At 71.1% G+C, this 14,291-nt stretch carries 14 protein-coding genes; 4 read left to right on the forward strand and 10 right to left on the reverse strand.

All coding sequences use genetic code 11. From position 1 onward, the window contains the following. The first annotated feature begins 135 nt into the window (after positions 1-135). The 3 genes from FGD71_RS48800 to FGD71_RS13595 all read left to right on the forward strand — a co-directional run bounded on the left by FGD71_RS48800 (position 136) and on the right by FGD71_RS13595 (position 2,792). Complete coding sequence (locus FGD71_RS48800) at positions 136-273, forward strand: DUF4956 domain-containing protein (RefSeq protein WP_240436570.1); 138 nt, start codon at positions 136-138, stop codon at positions 271-273. Continuing rightward, positions 270-1,274 (forward strand): carbohydrate-binding domain-containing protein, encoded by a 1,005-nt coding sequence (locus tag FGD71_RS13590; RefSeq protein ID WP_240436571.1) that lies wholly within the window; start codon positions 270-272, stop codon positions 1,272-1,274. The genes FGD71_RS48800 and FGD71_RS13590 overlap by 4 nt, the downstream gene beginning before the upstream one ends. 171 nt (positions 1,275-1,445) lie before the next feature. After that, positions 1,446-2,792 carry a pectate lyase family protein gene (locus FGD71_RS13595; RefSeq protein WP_119100690.1) on the forward strand — a complete coding sequence of 449 codons (1,347 nt, stop codon included), beginning with the start codon at positions 1,446-1,448 and terminating at the stop codon, positions 2,790-2,792. 83 nt (positions 2,793-2,875) lie between these two features. Here the strand turns inward: FGD71_RS13595 and katG are convergent, their stop codons facing one another. Beyond that, positions 2,876-5,107 carry a catalase/peroxidase HPI gene (katG, locus tag FGD71_RS13600; protein WP_119100691.1) on the reverse strand — a complete coding sequence of 744 codons (2,232 nt, stop codon included), beginning with the start codon at positions 5,105-5,107 and terminating at the stop codon, positions 2,876-2,878. Positions 5,108-5,506: 399 nt separating this feature from the next. Here katG and FGD71_RS13605 point away from each other — a divergent pair, with 399 nt between their 5' ends. Then, positions 5,507-5,917 (forward strand): Fur family transcriptional regulator, encoded by a 411-nt coding sequence (locus tag FGD71_RS13605; protein ID WP_119100692.1) that lies wholly within the window; start codon positions 5,507-5,509, stop codon positions 5,915-5,917. 19 nt (positions 5,918-5,936) lie between these two features. Here the strand turns inward: FGD71_RS13605 and fabG are convergent, their stop codons facing one another. From fabG to FGD71_RS13650, 9 genes are all read right to left on the reverse strand, one after another. Continuing rightward, a complete protein-coding gene (fabG, locus tag FGD71_RS13610) occupies positions 5,937-6,653 on the reverse strand; it encodes a 3-oxoacyl-ACP reductase FabG (protein ID WP_119100693.1) in 717 nt (238 codons plus the stop codon). A 79-nt stretch (positions 6,654-6,732) separates the two neighbouring features. Then, the gene (locus tag FGD71_RS13615; protein WP_119100694.1) at positions 6,733-8,370 is read right to left on the reverse strand and encodes an MFS transporter; all 1,638 of its coding nucleotides are present in this window, start codon (positions 8,368-8,370) and stop codon (positions 6,733-6,735) included. Further along, positions 8,367-9,302, reverse strand: a complete 936-nt coding sequence (locus FGD71_RS13620) for an NAD-dependent epimerase/dehydratase family protein (RefSeq protein WP_119100695.1) — start codon at positions 9,300-9,302, stop codon at positions 8,367-8,369. Before FGD71_RS13620 ends, FGD71_RS13615 begins: the two co-directional genes overlap by 4 nt. A 3-nt stretch (positions 9,303-9,305) precedes the next feature. Beyond that, positions 9,306-9,863 (reverse strand): hypothetical protein, encoded by a 558-nt coding sequence (locus FGD71_RS13625; RefSeq protein WP_119100696.1) that lies wholly within the window; start codon positions 9,861-9,863, stop codon positions 9,306-9,308. Further along, the gene (locus tag FGD71_RS13630) at positions 9,860-11,551 is read right to left on the reverse strand and encodes a class I adenylate-forming enzyme family protein (RefSeq protein WP_119100697.1); all 1,692 of its coding nucleotides are present in this window, start codon (positions 11,549-11,551) and stop codon (positions 9,860-9,862) included. The genes FGD71_RS13625 and FGD71_RS13630 overlap by 4 nt, the downstream gene beginning before the upstream one ends. Continuing rightward, complete coding sequence (locus tag FGD71_RS13635) at positions 11,538-12,437, reverse strand: hypothetical protein (RefSeq protein WP_240436572.1); 900 nt, start codon at positions 12,435-12,437, stop codon at positions 11,538-11,540. The genes FGD71_RS13630 and FGD71_RS13635 overlap by 14 nt, the downstream gene beginning before the upstream one ends. After that, positions 12,434-13,687 carry a beta-ketoacyl-[acyl-carrier-protein] synthase family protein gene (locus FGD71_RS13640; protein ID WP_119100698.1) on the reverse strand — a complete coding sequence of 418 codons (1,254 nt, stop codon included), beginning with the start codon at positions 13,685-13,687 and terminating at the stop codon, positions 12,434-12,436. The genes FGD71_RS13635 and FGD71_RS13640 overlap by 4 nt, the downstream gene beginning before the upstream one ends. Next, a complete protein-coding gene (locus tag FGD71_RS13645) occupies positions 13,677-13,997 on the reverse strand; it encodes an acyl carrier protein (protein WP_119100699.1) in 321 nt (106 codons plus the stop codon). The genes FGD71_RS13640 and FGD71_RS13645 overlap by 11 nt, the downstream gene beginning before the upstream one ends. Further along, positions 13,994-14,269, reverse strand: a complete 276-nt coding sequence (locus tag FGD71_RS13650) for an acyl carrier protein (RefSeq protein WP_119100700.1) — start codon at positions 14,267-14,269, stop codon at positions 13,994-13,996. Before FGD71_RS13650 ends, FGD71_RS13645 begins: the two co-directional genes overlap by 4 nt. Between the last annotated feature and the right edge of the window lie 22 nt (positions 14,270-14,291).

A 14,291-nucleotide genomic window follows, 5' to 3' on the forward strand; every position in this document is an offset into this window, starting at 1 on the left:
CGCGGGCGCCGCGGCCGGTCAACCCTGCCGCGGCGCCCGCCGCCTGTTCACCCCGCGCCGGCCCGCCGTACTTCTCACTCTCCGCCAAGGGAAGGCAAAGCGCGCTCAAAGGGAAGTCCTCGACTGTCTGTGGTCATGGACCAGTTCATTCTCGTGGGCGCCGATCTGGCCGCCATCTCCGTGCTGACTTTCGGCGTCTACTTCCCGCGCCACCACCGTCGCGACCTCGTCACCGCCACGCCGGTTACCTCGCCGTCGACGGCGGCACCGTGAAGGTGACCAGCGAAGGCGACGGCGTCGACGCGGCCACCGATCTCGTGGTCACCGGTGGTGAGTTGAGTGTCAGCAGCACGGCCGCCGACGACTCCTCCGCGCACGGGCTGACGTCGGGAGTCATCACCGTCCTCGAGGGCGGCACCGTCGACGTCGACTCGTCTGCCGACGCCGTCCACAGCGATGCGGCCGTGCACGTCAGCGGTGCCGTCGTCACCGTCTCCGCCGGCGACGACGGCGTGCACGCCGAGGGCGATCTGGTCATCAGCAAGGGCTCGTTGAAGGTCACGAAGTCGAACGAGGGCCTGGAAGGGAAGGACATCCTCGTCAGCGGCGGCTCGGTGACGGTCACCGCCGGCGACGACGGCGTCAACGCGTCCGGCAGTACGACGTCGTCGAGTGACCAGGGCGGACAGGGCGGCGGTGGCGGTGGCGGCGGTGGTGGCGGGGAGTCGGTCGGCGACTACACGGCCAAGGTCACCGGCGGCACCCTCGTCATCAACGCCGACGGCGACGGCTTCGACTCCAATGGCACCGCTGAGATCACCGGCGGCACGGTCGTCGTCAACGGACCGGGGCGGAACGGCAACGGCGCCCTCGACGTCAACGGCAGCTTTACGATCAGCGGCGGCACCCTGCTGGCCGCCGGCAGCGCGGGCATGGCCGTTGCCCCGGACACCGAGTCCGGGCAGGGCTGGGTCTCGGCCACGCTCGACTCGGCCGTCGAGGCCGGCACGACCCTGCATGTCGTCGATTCCGACGGGAAGGTCGTGGCGTCGTTCGTCACCTCGAAGACGATCCAGAACGTCGTCTACTCCGGTGACGGCATCAAGAGCGGCGAGAAGTACGCGATCTACGTGGGCGGCGGCACCGGTTCGGGTTCGGGTTCCGACACCGGAGGCCTGGCGGCGGAGGCGGGCGACCTCGGGTCGGCGGAGGAGGTCGCCACGGTGACCGCCGGGGACGCGCCGGAGGGTGGCTTCGGCGGCGGGATGCGTTGAGGGGGATGCGGTAGGGACGGCCGGCCAACCCCCGTTCAGCTAGCCCAAGTTGTCGGCAACCTTTCCGATCTCCGCGACCACAGATGAGTCGGAAGCCCGGCCCGCACCGGGCTTCCGCGAACCACGTGCACTTTCCGCATCAGGTGCACCCGAACCCGTAAGGACTCATCCGTGGCAACCGTCACCCACCGTCGGTCCCTCCGCCGGCGGCGCACCATCCTCGTCTCCACCGCCGCTGTGGCGGCCGCGGGCCTCGGCGCCGTCCCCCTCGTCATGAACGCGAACGCAGCCGTCGACCTGTCGCGTCAGGCCCTGCCCGCCAAGGACGGCTGGGCGGCCTCCGGCTCCGGTACGACGGGCGGCGCGAAGGCGGACTCCGCGCACGTCTACACCGTCAGCACCCGCGCCCAGCTGGCGAAAGCGCTGGGCTCCGGCACCGACTCCACCCCGAAGATCGTCAAGATCAAGGGCACGATCGACGTCAACACCGACGACGCGGGCAAGAGGATGACCTGCGCCGACTACGCCTCCGGCACGGGTTACTCGCTGGCCGCCTACCTCAAGGCGTACGACCCGGCCACCTGGGGCAAGAAGGAGCCCTCGGGCGCGCAGGAGAAGGCCCGGGAAGCCGCCGCGAACAAGCAGAAGAAGAACATCGTCTTCAAGGTGCCGTCCAACACCAGCATCGTGGGCGTCCCGGGCACCAAAGCCGGGATCAAGGGCGGCAGTCTGCAGGTGCAGGACGTGAAGAACGTCATCATCCGCAACCTCACCTTCTCCGCCACCGAGGACTGCTTCCCGCAGTGGGACCCGACGGACGGCTCGAAGGGCGAGTGGAACTCGAACTACGACTCCGTCACCCTGCGCGGGGCGACCAACGTCTGGGCCGACCACAACACCTTCACCGACGCGCCGTTCTTCGACAGCGCGGAGAAGACGTACTTCGGCCGCAAGTACCAGATCCACGACGGCGCCCTCGACATCACCAACGGCTCCGACCTGGTGACCGTCGAGCGCAACCAGTTCACCAACCACGACAAGACGATGCTGATCGGCAGCAGCGACACCGACAGCGTCGGCAAGCTGCGGGTCTCCATCCACCACAACGTGTGGAAGGGCATCACCCAGCGCGCCCCGCTGGCCCGGATCGGCCAGATCCACCTCTACAACAACTACTACGACACGACGACCCTCAACGGGTACGGGCTCAAGTACAGCCTGGACTCGCGCGCCAAGGCCCAGGTGGTCGCCGAGCACAACTCCTGGAAGCTGCCGGCCGGTGCGAAGGTCGCGCAGCTGCTGAGCGGCGACGGCACGGGTTCGGTCGCGGGCGGCGGCAACTTCGTCAACGACAAGGCGACGGACATCGTCGCCGCGTACAACTCCGCGAACTCCAAGAAGCTGAAGACGACGGTGAACTGGAAGCCGACGCTCACCGCCGGCCTCCAGACCTCCGCGAAGAGCCTGGCGACGGAGCTGCTGAACACGACGGGCGCCGGGGTTCTGACCTCGTCCTGATCCCGAACAGAACTGAGTGGGGCCCGGGACTTCGCGTCCCGGGCCCCACTCGTGTGATCAGATCGCGTGATCAGACCGCGTGATCAGACGAGGTCGAACCGGTCGAGGTTCGCCACCTTGACCCACGCCGCGACGAAGTCGTTCACGAACTTCTCCTTCGCGTCATCGCTCGCGTAGACCTCCGCGAGCGCGCGCAGCTCGGAGTTCGAGCCGAAGACGAGGTCGGCACGGGTGCCGGTCCACTTGACCTCGCCGGTGGCGTCGTCGCGGCCCTCGAACGTGGTCTGGTCCTCGGACGTCGCCTTCCACGTCATGCCCAGGTCGAGCAGGTTGACGAAGAAGTCGTTGGTCAGCACCCCGGGGGTCGTGGTGAGGACGCCGAGCTTCGACTGCTGGTAGTTCGCGCCCAGGACGCGGAGGCCACCGACGAGAACCGTCAGCTCCGGGGCGCTCAGGGTCAGCAGGTTCGCCTTGTCGAGCAGCAGGTACTCGGCCGGCAGGCGGTTGCCCTTGCCGAGGTAGTTGCGGAACCCGTCGGCGGTCGGCTCGAGCGCGGCGAACGACTCCACGTCCGTCTGGTCCTGCGCGGCGTCCACACGGCCCGGCGTGAAGGGGACCTCGACGTCGAAGCCGGCGTCCTTGGCGGCCTGCTCGACGGCCGCGGCACCCGCGAGCACGATCACGTCGGCGAGCGAGATCTGCTTGCCGCCGGACTGGGCGGAGTTGAAGGACTGCTGGATGCCCTCCAGGGTGCGCAGCACCGTCGCCAGCTGGTCGGGCTCGTTGACCTCCCAGCCGCTCTGCGGCTCGAGGCGGATGCGGGCACCGTTGGCGCCGCCGCGCTTGTCGCTGCCGCGGAAGGACGAGGCCGACGCCCACGCGGTGGACACGAGCTGGGACACGGACAGGTCCGAGGCGAGGATCTGGCTCTTGAGGGAGGCGATGTCCCCGGCGTCGACGAGCTCGTGCGTCACCTCGGGCAGCGGGTCCTGCCACAGCAGGGTCTCGGACGGGACCTCCGAGCCGAGGTAGCGCACGATCGGGCCCATGTCGCGGTGGGTCAGCTTGTACCACGCGCGGGCGAAGGCGTCGGCGAACTCGTCGGGGTTCTCGAGGAAGCGTCGCGAGATCTGCTCGTAGGCCGGGTCGAACCGGAGCGAGAGGTCGGTGGTCAGCATCATCGGGGGCTTGCTCTTCGACGCGTCGTGGGCGTCGGGGATGGTGCCCGCCCCGGCACCGTCCTTCGCGACCCACTGGTTTGCGCCGGCGGGGCTCTGCGTCAGCTCCCACTCGTAGCCGAACAGGTTCTTGAAGAACTCGTTGCCCCACTGGGTCGGCGTGCTGGTCCAGGTGACCTCGAGGCCACTGGTGATCGCGTCGCCGCCCTTGCCGGTGCCGTACGTGCTCTTCCAGCCGAAGCCCTGGTCCTCGATCGGGGCGGCCTCGGGGTCGGCGCCGACGTGGTCCGCGGGGCCCGCGCCGTGGGTCTTGCCGAAGGTGTGGCCGCCCGCGATCAGGGCGACGGTCTCCTCGTCGTTCATCGCCATCCGGCGGAAGGTCTCACGGATGTCGCGGGCCGCGGCGATCGGGTCCGGGTTGCCGTTCGGGCCCTCCGGGTTGACGTAGATGAGGCCCATCTGCACCGCGCCGAGGGGGTTCTCCAGCTCACGGTCGCCGGTGTAGCGCTCGTCGCCGAGCCAGGTGGTCTCGGGACCCCAGTAGACGTCCTCCTCGGACTCCCAGACGTCCTCACGGCCGCCGGCGAAGCCGAAGGTCTTGAAGCCCATCGACTCCAGGGCGACGTTGCCGGCGAGGATCATGAGGTCGGCCCACGAGAGGCTCTGGCCGTACTTCTTCTTGACCGGCCACAGCAGACGGCGGGCCTTGTCGAGGTTGCCGTTGTCCGGCCAGCTGTTGAGGGGGGCGAAGCGCTGCTGTCCGGCGCCGGCGCCGCCGCGGCCGTCGCTGATCCGGTAGGTGCCGGCGCTGTGCCACGCCATCCGGATCATGAACGGGCCGTAGTGACCGAAGTCGGCCGGCCACCAGTCCTTCGAGTCCGTCAGCACCTCGGCGATGTCCCGCTTCACTGCCGGAAGGTCGAGGGACTTGAACGCGTCCGCGTAGTCGAACTCCTCGCCGAGCGGGTTGGCCACGGCGGGGTTCTTGGCGAGGATCTTCAGGTTCAGCCGCTCCGGCCACCACTGGCGGTTTCCGCCGCCCTGGGTCGGGTGAGGGGCGCGCCCATGCACGACCGGGCAGCCACCTCCGGCCTCCGTCTTCGCGTCTGTGACGATTGCTTCATGGTTCTCAGACATGGGAACCCTTCCGGACTAGGTGGATCACGGTGCTCAGGAAAAGCGGGCGGTGGAACGGCCGGGGCGCGGGCCCCGAGTGGATGACCTCGGCCTCGTCGGTCGAGAAGCTGTGGGCGTCGGACGCGGTCAGGCCCGGGGCCGTGCCGGCCGGGGCCTCGTGCACGGCTTGAACGGGGTGATGACCTTGCGATCGCGTATCCCCCGGAGGCGATCGCCTCGACGGCGTCACGTCTCTGTCTCCTGCCGTGCTGGTGTCTTGCTGTCCCTTGGCTATCGCCGGAAGCGATCCTACAATGGACAGAGTCCAAGTCAAGAAGGGCGTCAAACCCATATTCAATCGGAACCCGGACGCCCACTGATAAACTCGAGTATCCACCGAACCTGAATAGGTGAACCGACATGAGCGACCTGCTGGAGCGACTGCGCGGACGTGGCTGGCGAATGACCTCCCAGCGGCGCGTCGTTGCGGAGGTCCTCGACGGTGACCACGTCCATCTCACGGCCGACGACGTGCATGCCCGCGCGGCACAGCGGCTGCCCGAGATCTCCCGGGCGACCGTCTACAACACCCTGGGTGAGCTGGTCTCCCTCGGCGAGGTCATAGAGGTCTCCACCGACGGCCGTGCCAAGCGCTACGACCCCAACGCACACCGCCCGCACCAGCACCTGGTGTGCTCCAACTGCGGCACCATCCGCGATGTCCACCCGGCCGGCAACCCGCTGGCCGACCTCCCGGCGGAGGAACGGTTCGGCTTCGCGGTGTCCGAGGTCACGGTCACCTACCGCGGACTGTGCCCGTCCTGCGCCTAGCAGCCCTTCGGGCAAGGTCTCAGTGCCCCAGCCCGGCGCCTCCGTCGACCGGGATCACGGCACCGCGCACATAACCGGCCCGGACCAGGAACGCCACCGCGTCGGCGACCTCCTCGGGCCGGCCCGGGCGGCCGGCCGGGGTCTGCCGCAGGAGGTCCCGGCGCTGCTCGGCCGTCAGCCCGCGGCTCATGTCCGTCTCCGTCAGGCCGGGCGCGACCACGTTGCAGGTGATGTCCCGAGGACCGAGCTCGCGGGTCAGCGACCGTGCGAAGCCGACCAGCCCCGCCTTCGCCGCCGCGTAGTTGGTCTGCCCGGGGGCACCGTGCAGCGCCGAAGTGGAGGATATGAGCACGATCCGGCCGTGGCCTTCCCGGAGCATCCCGCGCAGCGCGCGCTGGGCGACCCGGAAGGCCCCGGTGAGGTTGGTGTCGATCACGGAGGTGAAGTCCGCCTCGCTCATCCGCACCAGCAGACGGTCGTGGACGGTGCCCGCGTTGGCGATCAGGACGGTGACCGGACCGTGGGCCGACTCCGCCTCCTTGAAGGCCTGGTCCACCTGCTGACTGTCGGTGACATCGCACCGTACGGCGAGAAAGCCCTCTGAGTCGGGCGGCTCCTCACCGCGGTAGGTCACCGCGACCCGGTCCCCCGCCGCCGCGAAGCTGCGGGCAATGGCCAGCCCGATCCCCCTGTTCCCTCCGGTCACGAACACCGACCGGGCCGTCGCCTGTGCCATCGTGCCTGCCCCCTCCTGTTCCTCTGCTCTTCTATGTCCTACGTGTCGCACGCCTTACGTGTCTCACGTCTTCCACTGGTTACGCGGTTTCCACATGGCCGTCCCGCGCCTCTCGAAGTTCTCCCGGCCCTTCCGGATCTTCCCGGAGGGGCTGCGGCCGTGCTCCCCGTGCACGCAGGCCCACCGCACACACGGCGAACCCGGCCAAGGCCAGTACGGCGGTCCAGAGCGTGGCCGCGTACATGGCGTCGAGGAAGGCGCGGTCGGCCGTGGCCGCCAGTTCCGGCAGGCGGAGCGAACCGGCCAGCGCGCGTGCCGCCTCCGCCGAGGTCCTGGCCTGTTCCTCGGCGCCGGGCGGCAGTTCCCGCGGACCGCCGGGCAGCGCGGCATCCGCCATCCGCTCCCGGTACACCCCGGAGAGGATCGAGCCGATCACCGCCACCCCGAGCGTCCCGCCCACCTGCCGGGTGACACTGTTGACGGCCGATCCGGCGCCCGCGAGATGCTGCGGCACCCCGCTCATCATCACGGCCGTGACCGGCGTACCGACCAGGCCCATGCCGAAGCCCTGGATCCACAGCAGTGCGGCGATGACCACGACGCTCGTCGCGCCGTCGAACCACAGATAGCCGACGTAAGTGGCCGCTGTGGCCAGAATTCCGGCCGCGACCGTCCACCGGGCCGACAGCAGCCGGCTCATCGCCGGAGAAGCCTGACTGCCCAGGACGATGCCGACCGCGGCGGCGATCATCACGGTTCCGGCGTCGGCGGGGGACAGCCCACGGGGCCCCTGGAGGTAGAAGGCCGCGTAGAAGAGGTGCCCGGCCAGCGCCATGAACGACAGCAGCAGCACCACACTCCCGGCCGCGAACCCGGGCTGCCGGAAGAGCCGCAGGTCCAGGCTGGGGGCGGAGGACCTGCGCTGACCCGCCACAAAGGCTGCGAGCAGTGCGCCGCCCAGCAGGAGCGGGAGCAGGACGTGCGGCCCGTACCAGGCCCGTCCGCTGCCGAGCTCGATGATCCCGTAGACCATGCCGCCCAGCCCGAGCACCGACAGGGCCAGCCCCGGCAGGTCGAGCTTCCGGCCGCGCGCACCGCCCAGTCCGGGTACGACGGCCGCCACTCCGGCCAGGCACAGGGCGACGATCGGCACATTGACCAGGAACACCGAACCCCACCAGAAGTGGCTGAGCAGCGCCCCGCCCACGACGGGGCCGACGGCCACGCCCAGACCGCTGGACGAGCTCCAGATCGCGATCGCCCGGGTGCGCTTCTCCTCCGGAGTGCTCCGCACGATGACGGACAGCGTCGCGGGCATCAGCAGCGCGCTGCCCGCGCCCATGAAGGCGCGCGCCACGATCAGCCAGGCCGGGTCAGCCGCGAACGCGCCGAGGCCGGACGCGGCGCCGAACAGCGCCAGACCGGCGAGCAGGGTGGTGCGGGGGCCGAACCGGTCGGCCAGCGCGCCGCCCGCGAAGAGAGCGCCGGCGAAGACCAGGGTGTAGGCGCCGGCCACCCACTCCAGTTCGGCGGGGCTCGCGCCCAGGCCCTGGGACGGGTCGGCCAGGGTGGTGACGGCGACGTTGAGGATCGAGGTGTCCAGCCAGATCAGCATCTGGGCACAGACCACGACCAGGATGACGGCCCACGGCCGGGACGGGGCGGCTCCCGCTGCCGCCCCGCTCGCTTTCGCGCCCTGCGAGCCGGGCCCGGTCATTCCTCGCCCAGCCCGTCGCGCCAGCTCGGCCGCAGCGGCTTCCAGCCCAGCGCCGTACGCGCCCGGTCGTTGGCCGCGCCGTGCGCCGCGGTGAGCTGATGGGCCATGAACCATCCGAGCAGCCGGGGCGCGAGCGCCGCCGGAATCGTTCGAGGGGACGGTCCGGCCAGCGTACGGGCGTAGTGCGGCAGCCACTGCGCGGCCGGGGCCGGGTCGTCGTCCGTCACGTGGAACACGCCGGTGACGTCGGACTCGACGGCCGCCACCGTCGCCCCCACGGCATCCTCCACATGCAGGAACGACGTGATCCCGGACCCGCCCTCGGGAAGCGGGAGCCGCCCGGCCAGCACCGCCTGTGTGGTCCCGCCGTTACGGGCGTACGCGGTCCGGGGGCCGTACAGCGTGCCGTACCGCAGCGCCACGCCCGCGAGATCCTCGCTGCCCAGGACCAGCCGCTCCAGCTCGGCGACGGCCCGTACGGTGGCGGCCCAGCCGGGGTCCGGGGCGTCCACGTACAGCGGCGCGTCCTCGTCGACGACCGGATTCCCGGCCGGATCCCCGGCCGGGGCGGCGGCGAAGGCGATGCTCTGCGCGACCAGCCGCCGTGCCCCCGCCGCACGGGCCGCCGCGACCAGGTTGGCCGTGCCCTCGGTGCGCAGGCGCGCGGTCAGCGCGAAGGCCCCCGCGGGGTCGTCGCGCAGCAGCCGCAACGCCGACATCTGATGGACGACCACCTCGGGCCGGGCGGCCGACACCGCCGACAACAGGGCCTGGCGGTCGAGGGCGTCGGCGACCATGACGTCATCCGCCTCCGGCGCACGGGCCCGGGACCCCTGACGTACCAGAGCGCTCACCTGGTGGCCCCGCGCCCGCAGCGCGCCCACCAGGGGATGTCCGACCACTCCGGTGGCTCCGGCGACAAGTACCCGCACGGCTCAGCCCTCCGCTTCCGCAGTGCCGACCCGCATCAGCAGACGGCAGGCCTTGTCGCCGTCCCGCAGACAGCTGGTGGCCCGGTTCTCCGACAGGGTCACGCCGAGCCCCTCGGACCAGCCCGCGTGGACGTCGGTGCACGGGCACTGGTAGCCCTCCAGCGAACCGGCCATCCGCACCATGGTGATGGCGAAGTTCCGCCGCAGCGTGAGCACGATCAGATCGTCTTCCTCCACCTCGGTGGAGGCGTTGCGCAGTTCCCGCGGGAACATCCGTTCGCCGCACTCGTCGTACCGGCGGCGCAGCTCCTCCAGGTCCTTGCCGGTGTCACCGGTGTCGGGGAGCGGGCCGAAGCGGCGGGCGACGCGCTGTCCGACCTGGAGGGCGACCTTGCGCATCGCCTCGGCGTTGATCTCGTTCGCGACCTGCTGCCCGAACCGGGCGGCCACGCCCTGGTACCAGTTGGCGTCGTGCTGCCACCACAGCCGGTACGCCTCCACCGTCTGGGCGCGGTGGTTGACGTCGTCGGCACCCGTTCCTGTGCCCGTGCCCGTACTCATGCCTGCTCCTTGGCCGCGAACCGGTCGCGCATCACTCGTTTGAGAACCTTGCCGGTGGCGCCCTTGGCCACGTCGTCGGGCTTCATCCGCAGGGCCCGGGCCACCGGGGGGAATCCGGCACCCGCCAGGGCGGCGTTGACGCGTCGGGTCCATGCCTCGTCGCCGTCGCCGTCACCGTCGCCGTCGCCGCTCTCCTCGTCGGCGAGCTGCAACAGCGCGTACGCCTCGGCTTCCCCGTCGCCGTCCCAGTCCGCCCGTACGCCCTCCGCGGCGACCCCCACGAGGGTGCAGTCGGCCAGTTCGGGCAGCTCCCGCAGCAGCAGTTCTTCGGTACGGGTGCTGAACAGGATCCCGTCGCGGGTCCGGATGGCGTCCGGCGCGCGGTCGAGGTGGTAGAAGTTGCCCTGCTCGTCCTGGTGGGCGAGGTCCCCGGTGAGCCAGTAGCCGCCCAGCCGCAGACGGTGGAAGGTCAGCGAGTCGTTCCAGTAACCGGGGGTGAGCGTCGGCGACTTCAGCCCCAGGCGGCCGATCTCGCCGGGCGGCAGCGGGGTGCCGTCCTCGGAGAGCACGGCGGCCTCGGCGAAGCTGATCGGCTTGCCGATGCAGCGCGAGTAGGCCGAGGTGTCCTTGGTGTGCCGGTTGTGGAAGACCGAGTAGCCGGCTTCCGAGGAGCCGAGCCCGTCCACGAAGACGGAGCCCTCGACCCGTCTGCGGCGCAGGTCACCGCCGTCCCTGGCGATCTCCTCGTGACCGCCGTGCCGCACCAGGGCCCGGATGTGCGCCTCGTGCGCGGCGTCACCGGTGTTGAACCACACCTGCACGCTGGACAGGTCACGGGCCGCCAGGTCCTCGGCTGCCATCTCGCCGAAGGTGGAGGCGAAGGCCAGCACCGTGGTGGGCCGGTACTCCTCGATGGCGTCGAGCACATCGGTGCCGCGCCGGCTGGAGAGCAGCTTGATGTCCGCGCGCAGCAGCAGGCAGTACAGCAGCGTCGCCACGGCCGCGTTGTGCGCGCCCGGCAGGCCCACCAGCGTGCGCTCCATGTCGGCGCCGGTGGAGTAGCGGAGCCGGTGCAGCTGCGCGTACATCAGCGTCCGGTGGGTGTGCGGCACCCCCTTGGGCATGCCGGTCGTGCCGGAGGAGTGGGAGATGATCACCGGGTCGGTCGGGTCGTGCCGGTACGGGTACGCCTTCGGCAGCAGCTCGCGGTGCTCGGGCCGGATCTCGGCCGCGGTCACACAGAAGCCGAGCCCCGACTCCTCCCCGGACAGCACCTCGTGGTGCTCCCGGTCGGTGAAGGCGCCCACCGCACCCTGTCTGCGTACGTACTCCCGGGCGATCTCCGGGGACAGGTTGCCGTTGACGAACGACGGGATGGCACCGAGGGCCGTGAGCGCCAGGAAGTTCACCGCGAATTCGGCGCTGGAGTGGCTGTGCACCGCGACCGGGTCGCGGGGCCCCACACCCTGGGCGGCGTACCAGCCCGCGTATGTCTCCACCACCTCGTGCAGCCGGCCCAGCGTCAGCGTCTCGGGGCGGCTGCCGTCGGGTGCCTGCCAACTGCCGTCCGTCCGCAGCACGGGCTCGTCGAGCGGGCGGCCGTATTCCTTCAGGCGGTGCAGGACGTTGCCGGCGCCGAGTTCGGTGTCGGAGCAGATCCGCGCCCGCTCCTGCCTACTGATGAGCATGGGTCTCCGTCTCGTTCCTTCCGGCGTGCGCGTCCGTCGGCGCCCGCAGCGGAGCTTGAGCTTCGGTGTCGGTGCTGAGGACGAAAGCGGCGGGGCCGCGCCGCGCGTCCGGCTCGGTCACCAGGAGGTGGCTGCCACCGTCCCGAAGCAGCCGCCGGTGGGCGGCGGCCAGGTCGAACAGGCCCTGGATGCTTCCCGGACGCGACTGGTCGGACTCCGGTGCTTCGGCTCGCCGGTCGGACACCGGCGCTTCGGCCGAACGCACGGACACCGGTGTCTCCGTGCCGGGACGGCCGAGCAGTACCGCCGCCGCCAGGCCCGAGGCCGGCGGGAGGGGCGGGGCGGGGCGGTCGCTGCCGGCGGCCAGTTCCCGGTGCGCGGCGGCCACCCTCTCGCCGCCGCCCAGTTCCACGCCCAGCACCAGGACCCGGTCCAGCTCCGGGTCCTCAAGGAGCAGATCCACCATGGCCAGCAGCTCGGTCACCGGGTCGTCGAGCGTGGAGAGGCTGAACATCTGCCCGGTGACGGAGAACTCCCGGCTCACATAGCCCAGTACGGAGTTGGCGGTGGCCTGCATGAACAGCAGCGGGTTGTGGACCTGCCCGGAGACCACGCGCGCGCTGGCCAGATCCGCGGTGGTGGTGTCCCCCATCAGACTGGCCAGCGCCACGGCGGTACGGGAGCCGTCCCCGGGCCGTTCGGTCAGGCACTGCCTGCTGACCTCGTACGCCAGCGGGCTGAAGGCCGACTCCACGAAGCCGGGCAGCCTCGGCAGCGGGATGTCCTCGTCCCGCCCGGTGCCGTGGGTCGCCGTGGCGGTCGCGAGGATGCCGAGGGGCGAGCGGAGTACCGGCTTCTCGGTCTTCTCCAACTTCTCGGTGGTCACGGCCGCTCCAGGACGAGTGCGGTATTGGCGCCCCCGAAGGCGGCGTTGATGGTGAGGGCCCGGCGCAGGTCGGCCTCACGTGGCTGGTTGGGCACGTAGTCCAGGTCGCACTCCGGGTCCGGCCGGCCGAATCCGGCCGTCGGCGGCAGTACGCCGTCCATCAGGGCCAGCATCGTGATCACGAACTCCACCACTCCCGCCGCCTCCAGGAGGTGGCCGGTGGTGCTCTTGGTGGAGCTGACCGGTATCGATTCGGCCCGCTCCGGGAACGCGGCCCGCAGCCCGCGGGTCTCGGCCCCGTCGTTGTACTTGGTGCCGGTCCCGTGGGCGTTGACATAGCCGAGGGCCGCCCCGTCCGGGTCCCCGGCGAGCCGCATCGCCTGCCGCGCCGCGCGTGCCAGCCCGACGCCCTCCGGGTGCGGCTGGGCGATGTGGTACGCGTCCGTGGCCGCGCCCCAGCCCACCACGGTCACCAGCGGCCGGGCACCGCGGCGCCGGGCGTGCTCGGCGGACTCCAGCACGACCGCCGCGACCCCGTCGCCGAGCAGCAGTCCGCTGCGGTCGGCGCTGAACGGGCGCACCATGCCGTCGCGTGACAGCGCCCGGCCGGAGTCGAACTTGCCGAACGTCTCCTCCTCCACCAGGTACCCGCCCGCGCAGACCGCCGCGTCGATCCTGCCGGAGGAGATCAGCCGGCAGGCGTGGATGATCGCGGCGGCGGAGGCGACACAGGCGTTGGTGAAGGTGAGCCGCGGCCCGGTCAGCCCGAGCCGCCCGGCCAGCAGCTCGGTGAGCCGCGCGGGTACGGCGTCCGCGGTCCGCGCGGGCACGGCGTCGGCGGGCCGCTCCGCCGCCGAGTCCGCTGCCGTGCCTGTTGCCGTGCCTGTTGCGTCCGCCGTGTCGGCGGCCCGCCAGTGGCGGGTGATGCTGGTGCTGTCGCCCGCTATGCCGAGCAGGACCGCCGTACCGCCGCCCGCCGTACCGCCGCCCTTCGTGTCCGAGGGCAGGCCGGCCATGTCGACGGCTTCCGCCCCGCACTGCGCGAGCGCGTGGCGCAGCGCCCAGTCCTCGACCGCGTCGGGCCCGTCTGGAGCGGCGGCCGCCATCGGCGTACGGTACGGGCCGGTGTCGAACCTCGTGGTGGCCGTGAACGAGGGGGTTCCGGTGAAGACCCCGCGCCGAAGGGCCCCGGCGCCCGTGCCGAAAGCGGTGCGTACACCGAATCCGGTCACCGTCACCTCACCGCTCATTGCCGGGGCCCCCTTCCGCCCGGTCCGCCTGGGCGGCGCGCAGGAACTCGGTGAGCCGCCGGAGCGAGGTCAGCCCGGCGATGTCCTCGTCGGTGGGCTCCACGACCAGGCCGTGGCGCTCTTCCAGCGTGTGCAGCAGCCACACCAACCCGAGGGAGTCCAGCACCAGTTCGGCGTCCTCGCCGAGGTCGTCGGGCACCCCCGGGAAGATCTTGCGGTCCGACAGCAGCTCGCGCACGGTGTCGGTGGTGAGGGGTGACGGTGCGGGAGTACGGCCGGCCTTGTCGCTCGCTGTGGCTCCCGTGCTCATGCCTTCGCACCGCGCCGGACCACCTCGGCGACGAGTCCGCCGAGGGTCAGGGAGGCCAGGGGCTCGATGTCGGTGTCCGGTATCTCCACGCCGAACCGTGTCTCCAGCCGCAGGGCGAGCTCGATCAGGCTCAGTGAGTCCAGCTCCAGCCCGCTGACGGTCACCGGGCTCTCGTCCGTGATGCCGTCACGGCTCATCAGGATGTTCATCTCGTCGATGACCGTGGTCAGGACGAACTCGCGAATCTCGTCTTCCAGGGTTGACGTACTCATGAAAAGAAATCTCCTGTGAAAG

Source organism: Streptomyces sporangiiformans, from assembly GCF_005768555.2.
Classification (GTDB): Bacteria; Actinomycetota; Actinomycetes; order Streptomycetales; family Streptomycetaceae; genus Streptomyces; species Streptomyces sporangiiformans.

Coding starts and splice junctions, on each gene's coding strand:
- FGD71_RS13645 (WP_119100699.1), bottom strand. CDS start 13,997: ATGAGCACGGGAGCCACAGCGAGCGACAAGGCCGGCCGTACTCCCGCA.
- FGD71_RS13630 (WP_119100697.1), bottom strand. CDS start 11,551: ATGCTCATCAGTAGGCAGGAGCGGGCGCGGATCTGCTCCGACACCGAA.
- FGD71_RS13625 (WP_119100696.1), bottom strand. CDS start 9,863: ATGAGTACGGGCACGGGCACAGGAACGGGTGCCGACGACGTCAACCAC.
- FGD71_RS13605 (WP_119100692.1), top strand. CDS start 5,507: ATGAGCGACCTGCTGGAGCGACTGCGCGGACGTGGCTGGCGAATGACC.
- fabG (WP_119100693.1), bottom strand. CDS start 6,653: ATGGCACAGGCGACGGCCCGGTCGGTGTTCGTGACCGGAGGGAACAGG.
- FGD71_RS13615 (WP_119100694.1), bottom strand. CDS start 8,370: ATGACCGGGCCCGGCTCGCAGGGCGCGAAAGCGAGCGGGGCGGCAGCG.
- katG (WP_119100691.1), bottom strand. CDS start 5,107: ATGTCTGAGAACCATGAAGCAATCGTCACAGACGCGAAGACGGAGGCC.
- FGD71_RS13650 (WP_119100700.1), bottom strand. CDS start 14,269: ATGAGTACGTCAACCCTGGAAGACGAGATTCGCGAGTTCGTCCTGACC.
- FGD71_RS48800 (WP_240436570.1), top strand. CDS start 136: ATGGACCAGTTCATTCTCGTGGGCGCCGATCTGGCCGCCATCTCCGTG.
- FGD71_RS13640 (WP_119100698.1), bottom strand. CDS start 13,687: ATGAGCGGTGAGGTGACGGTGACCGGATTCGGTGTACGCACCGCTTTC.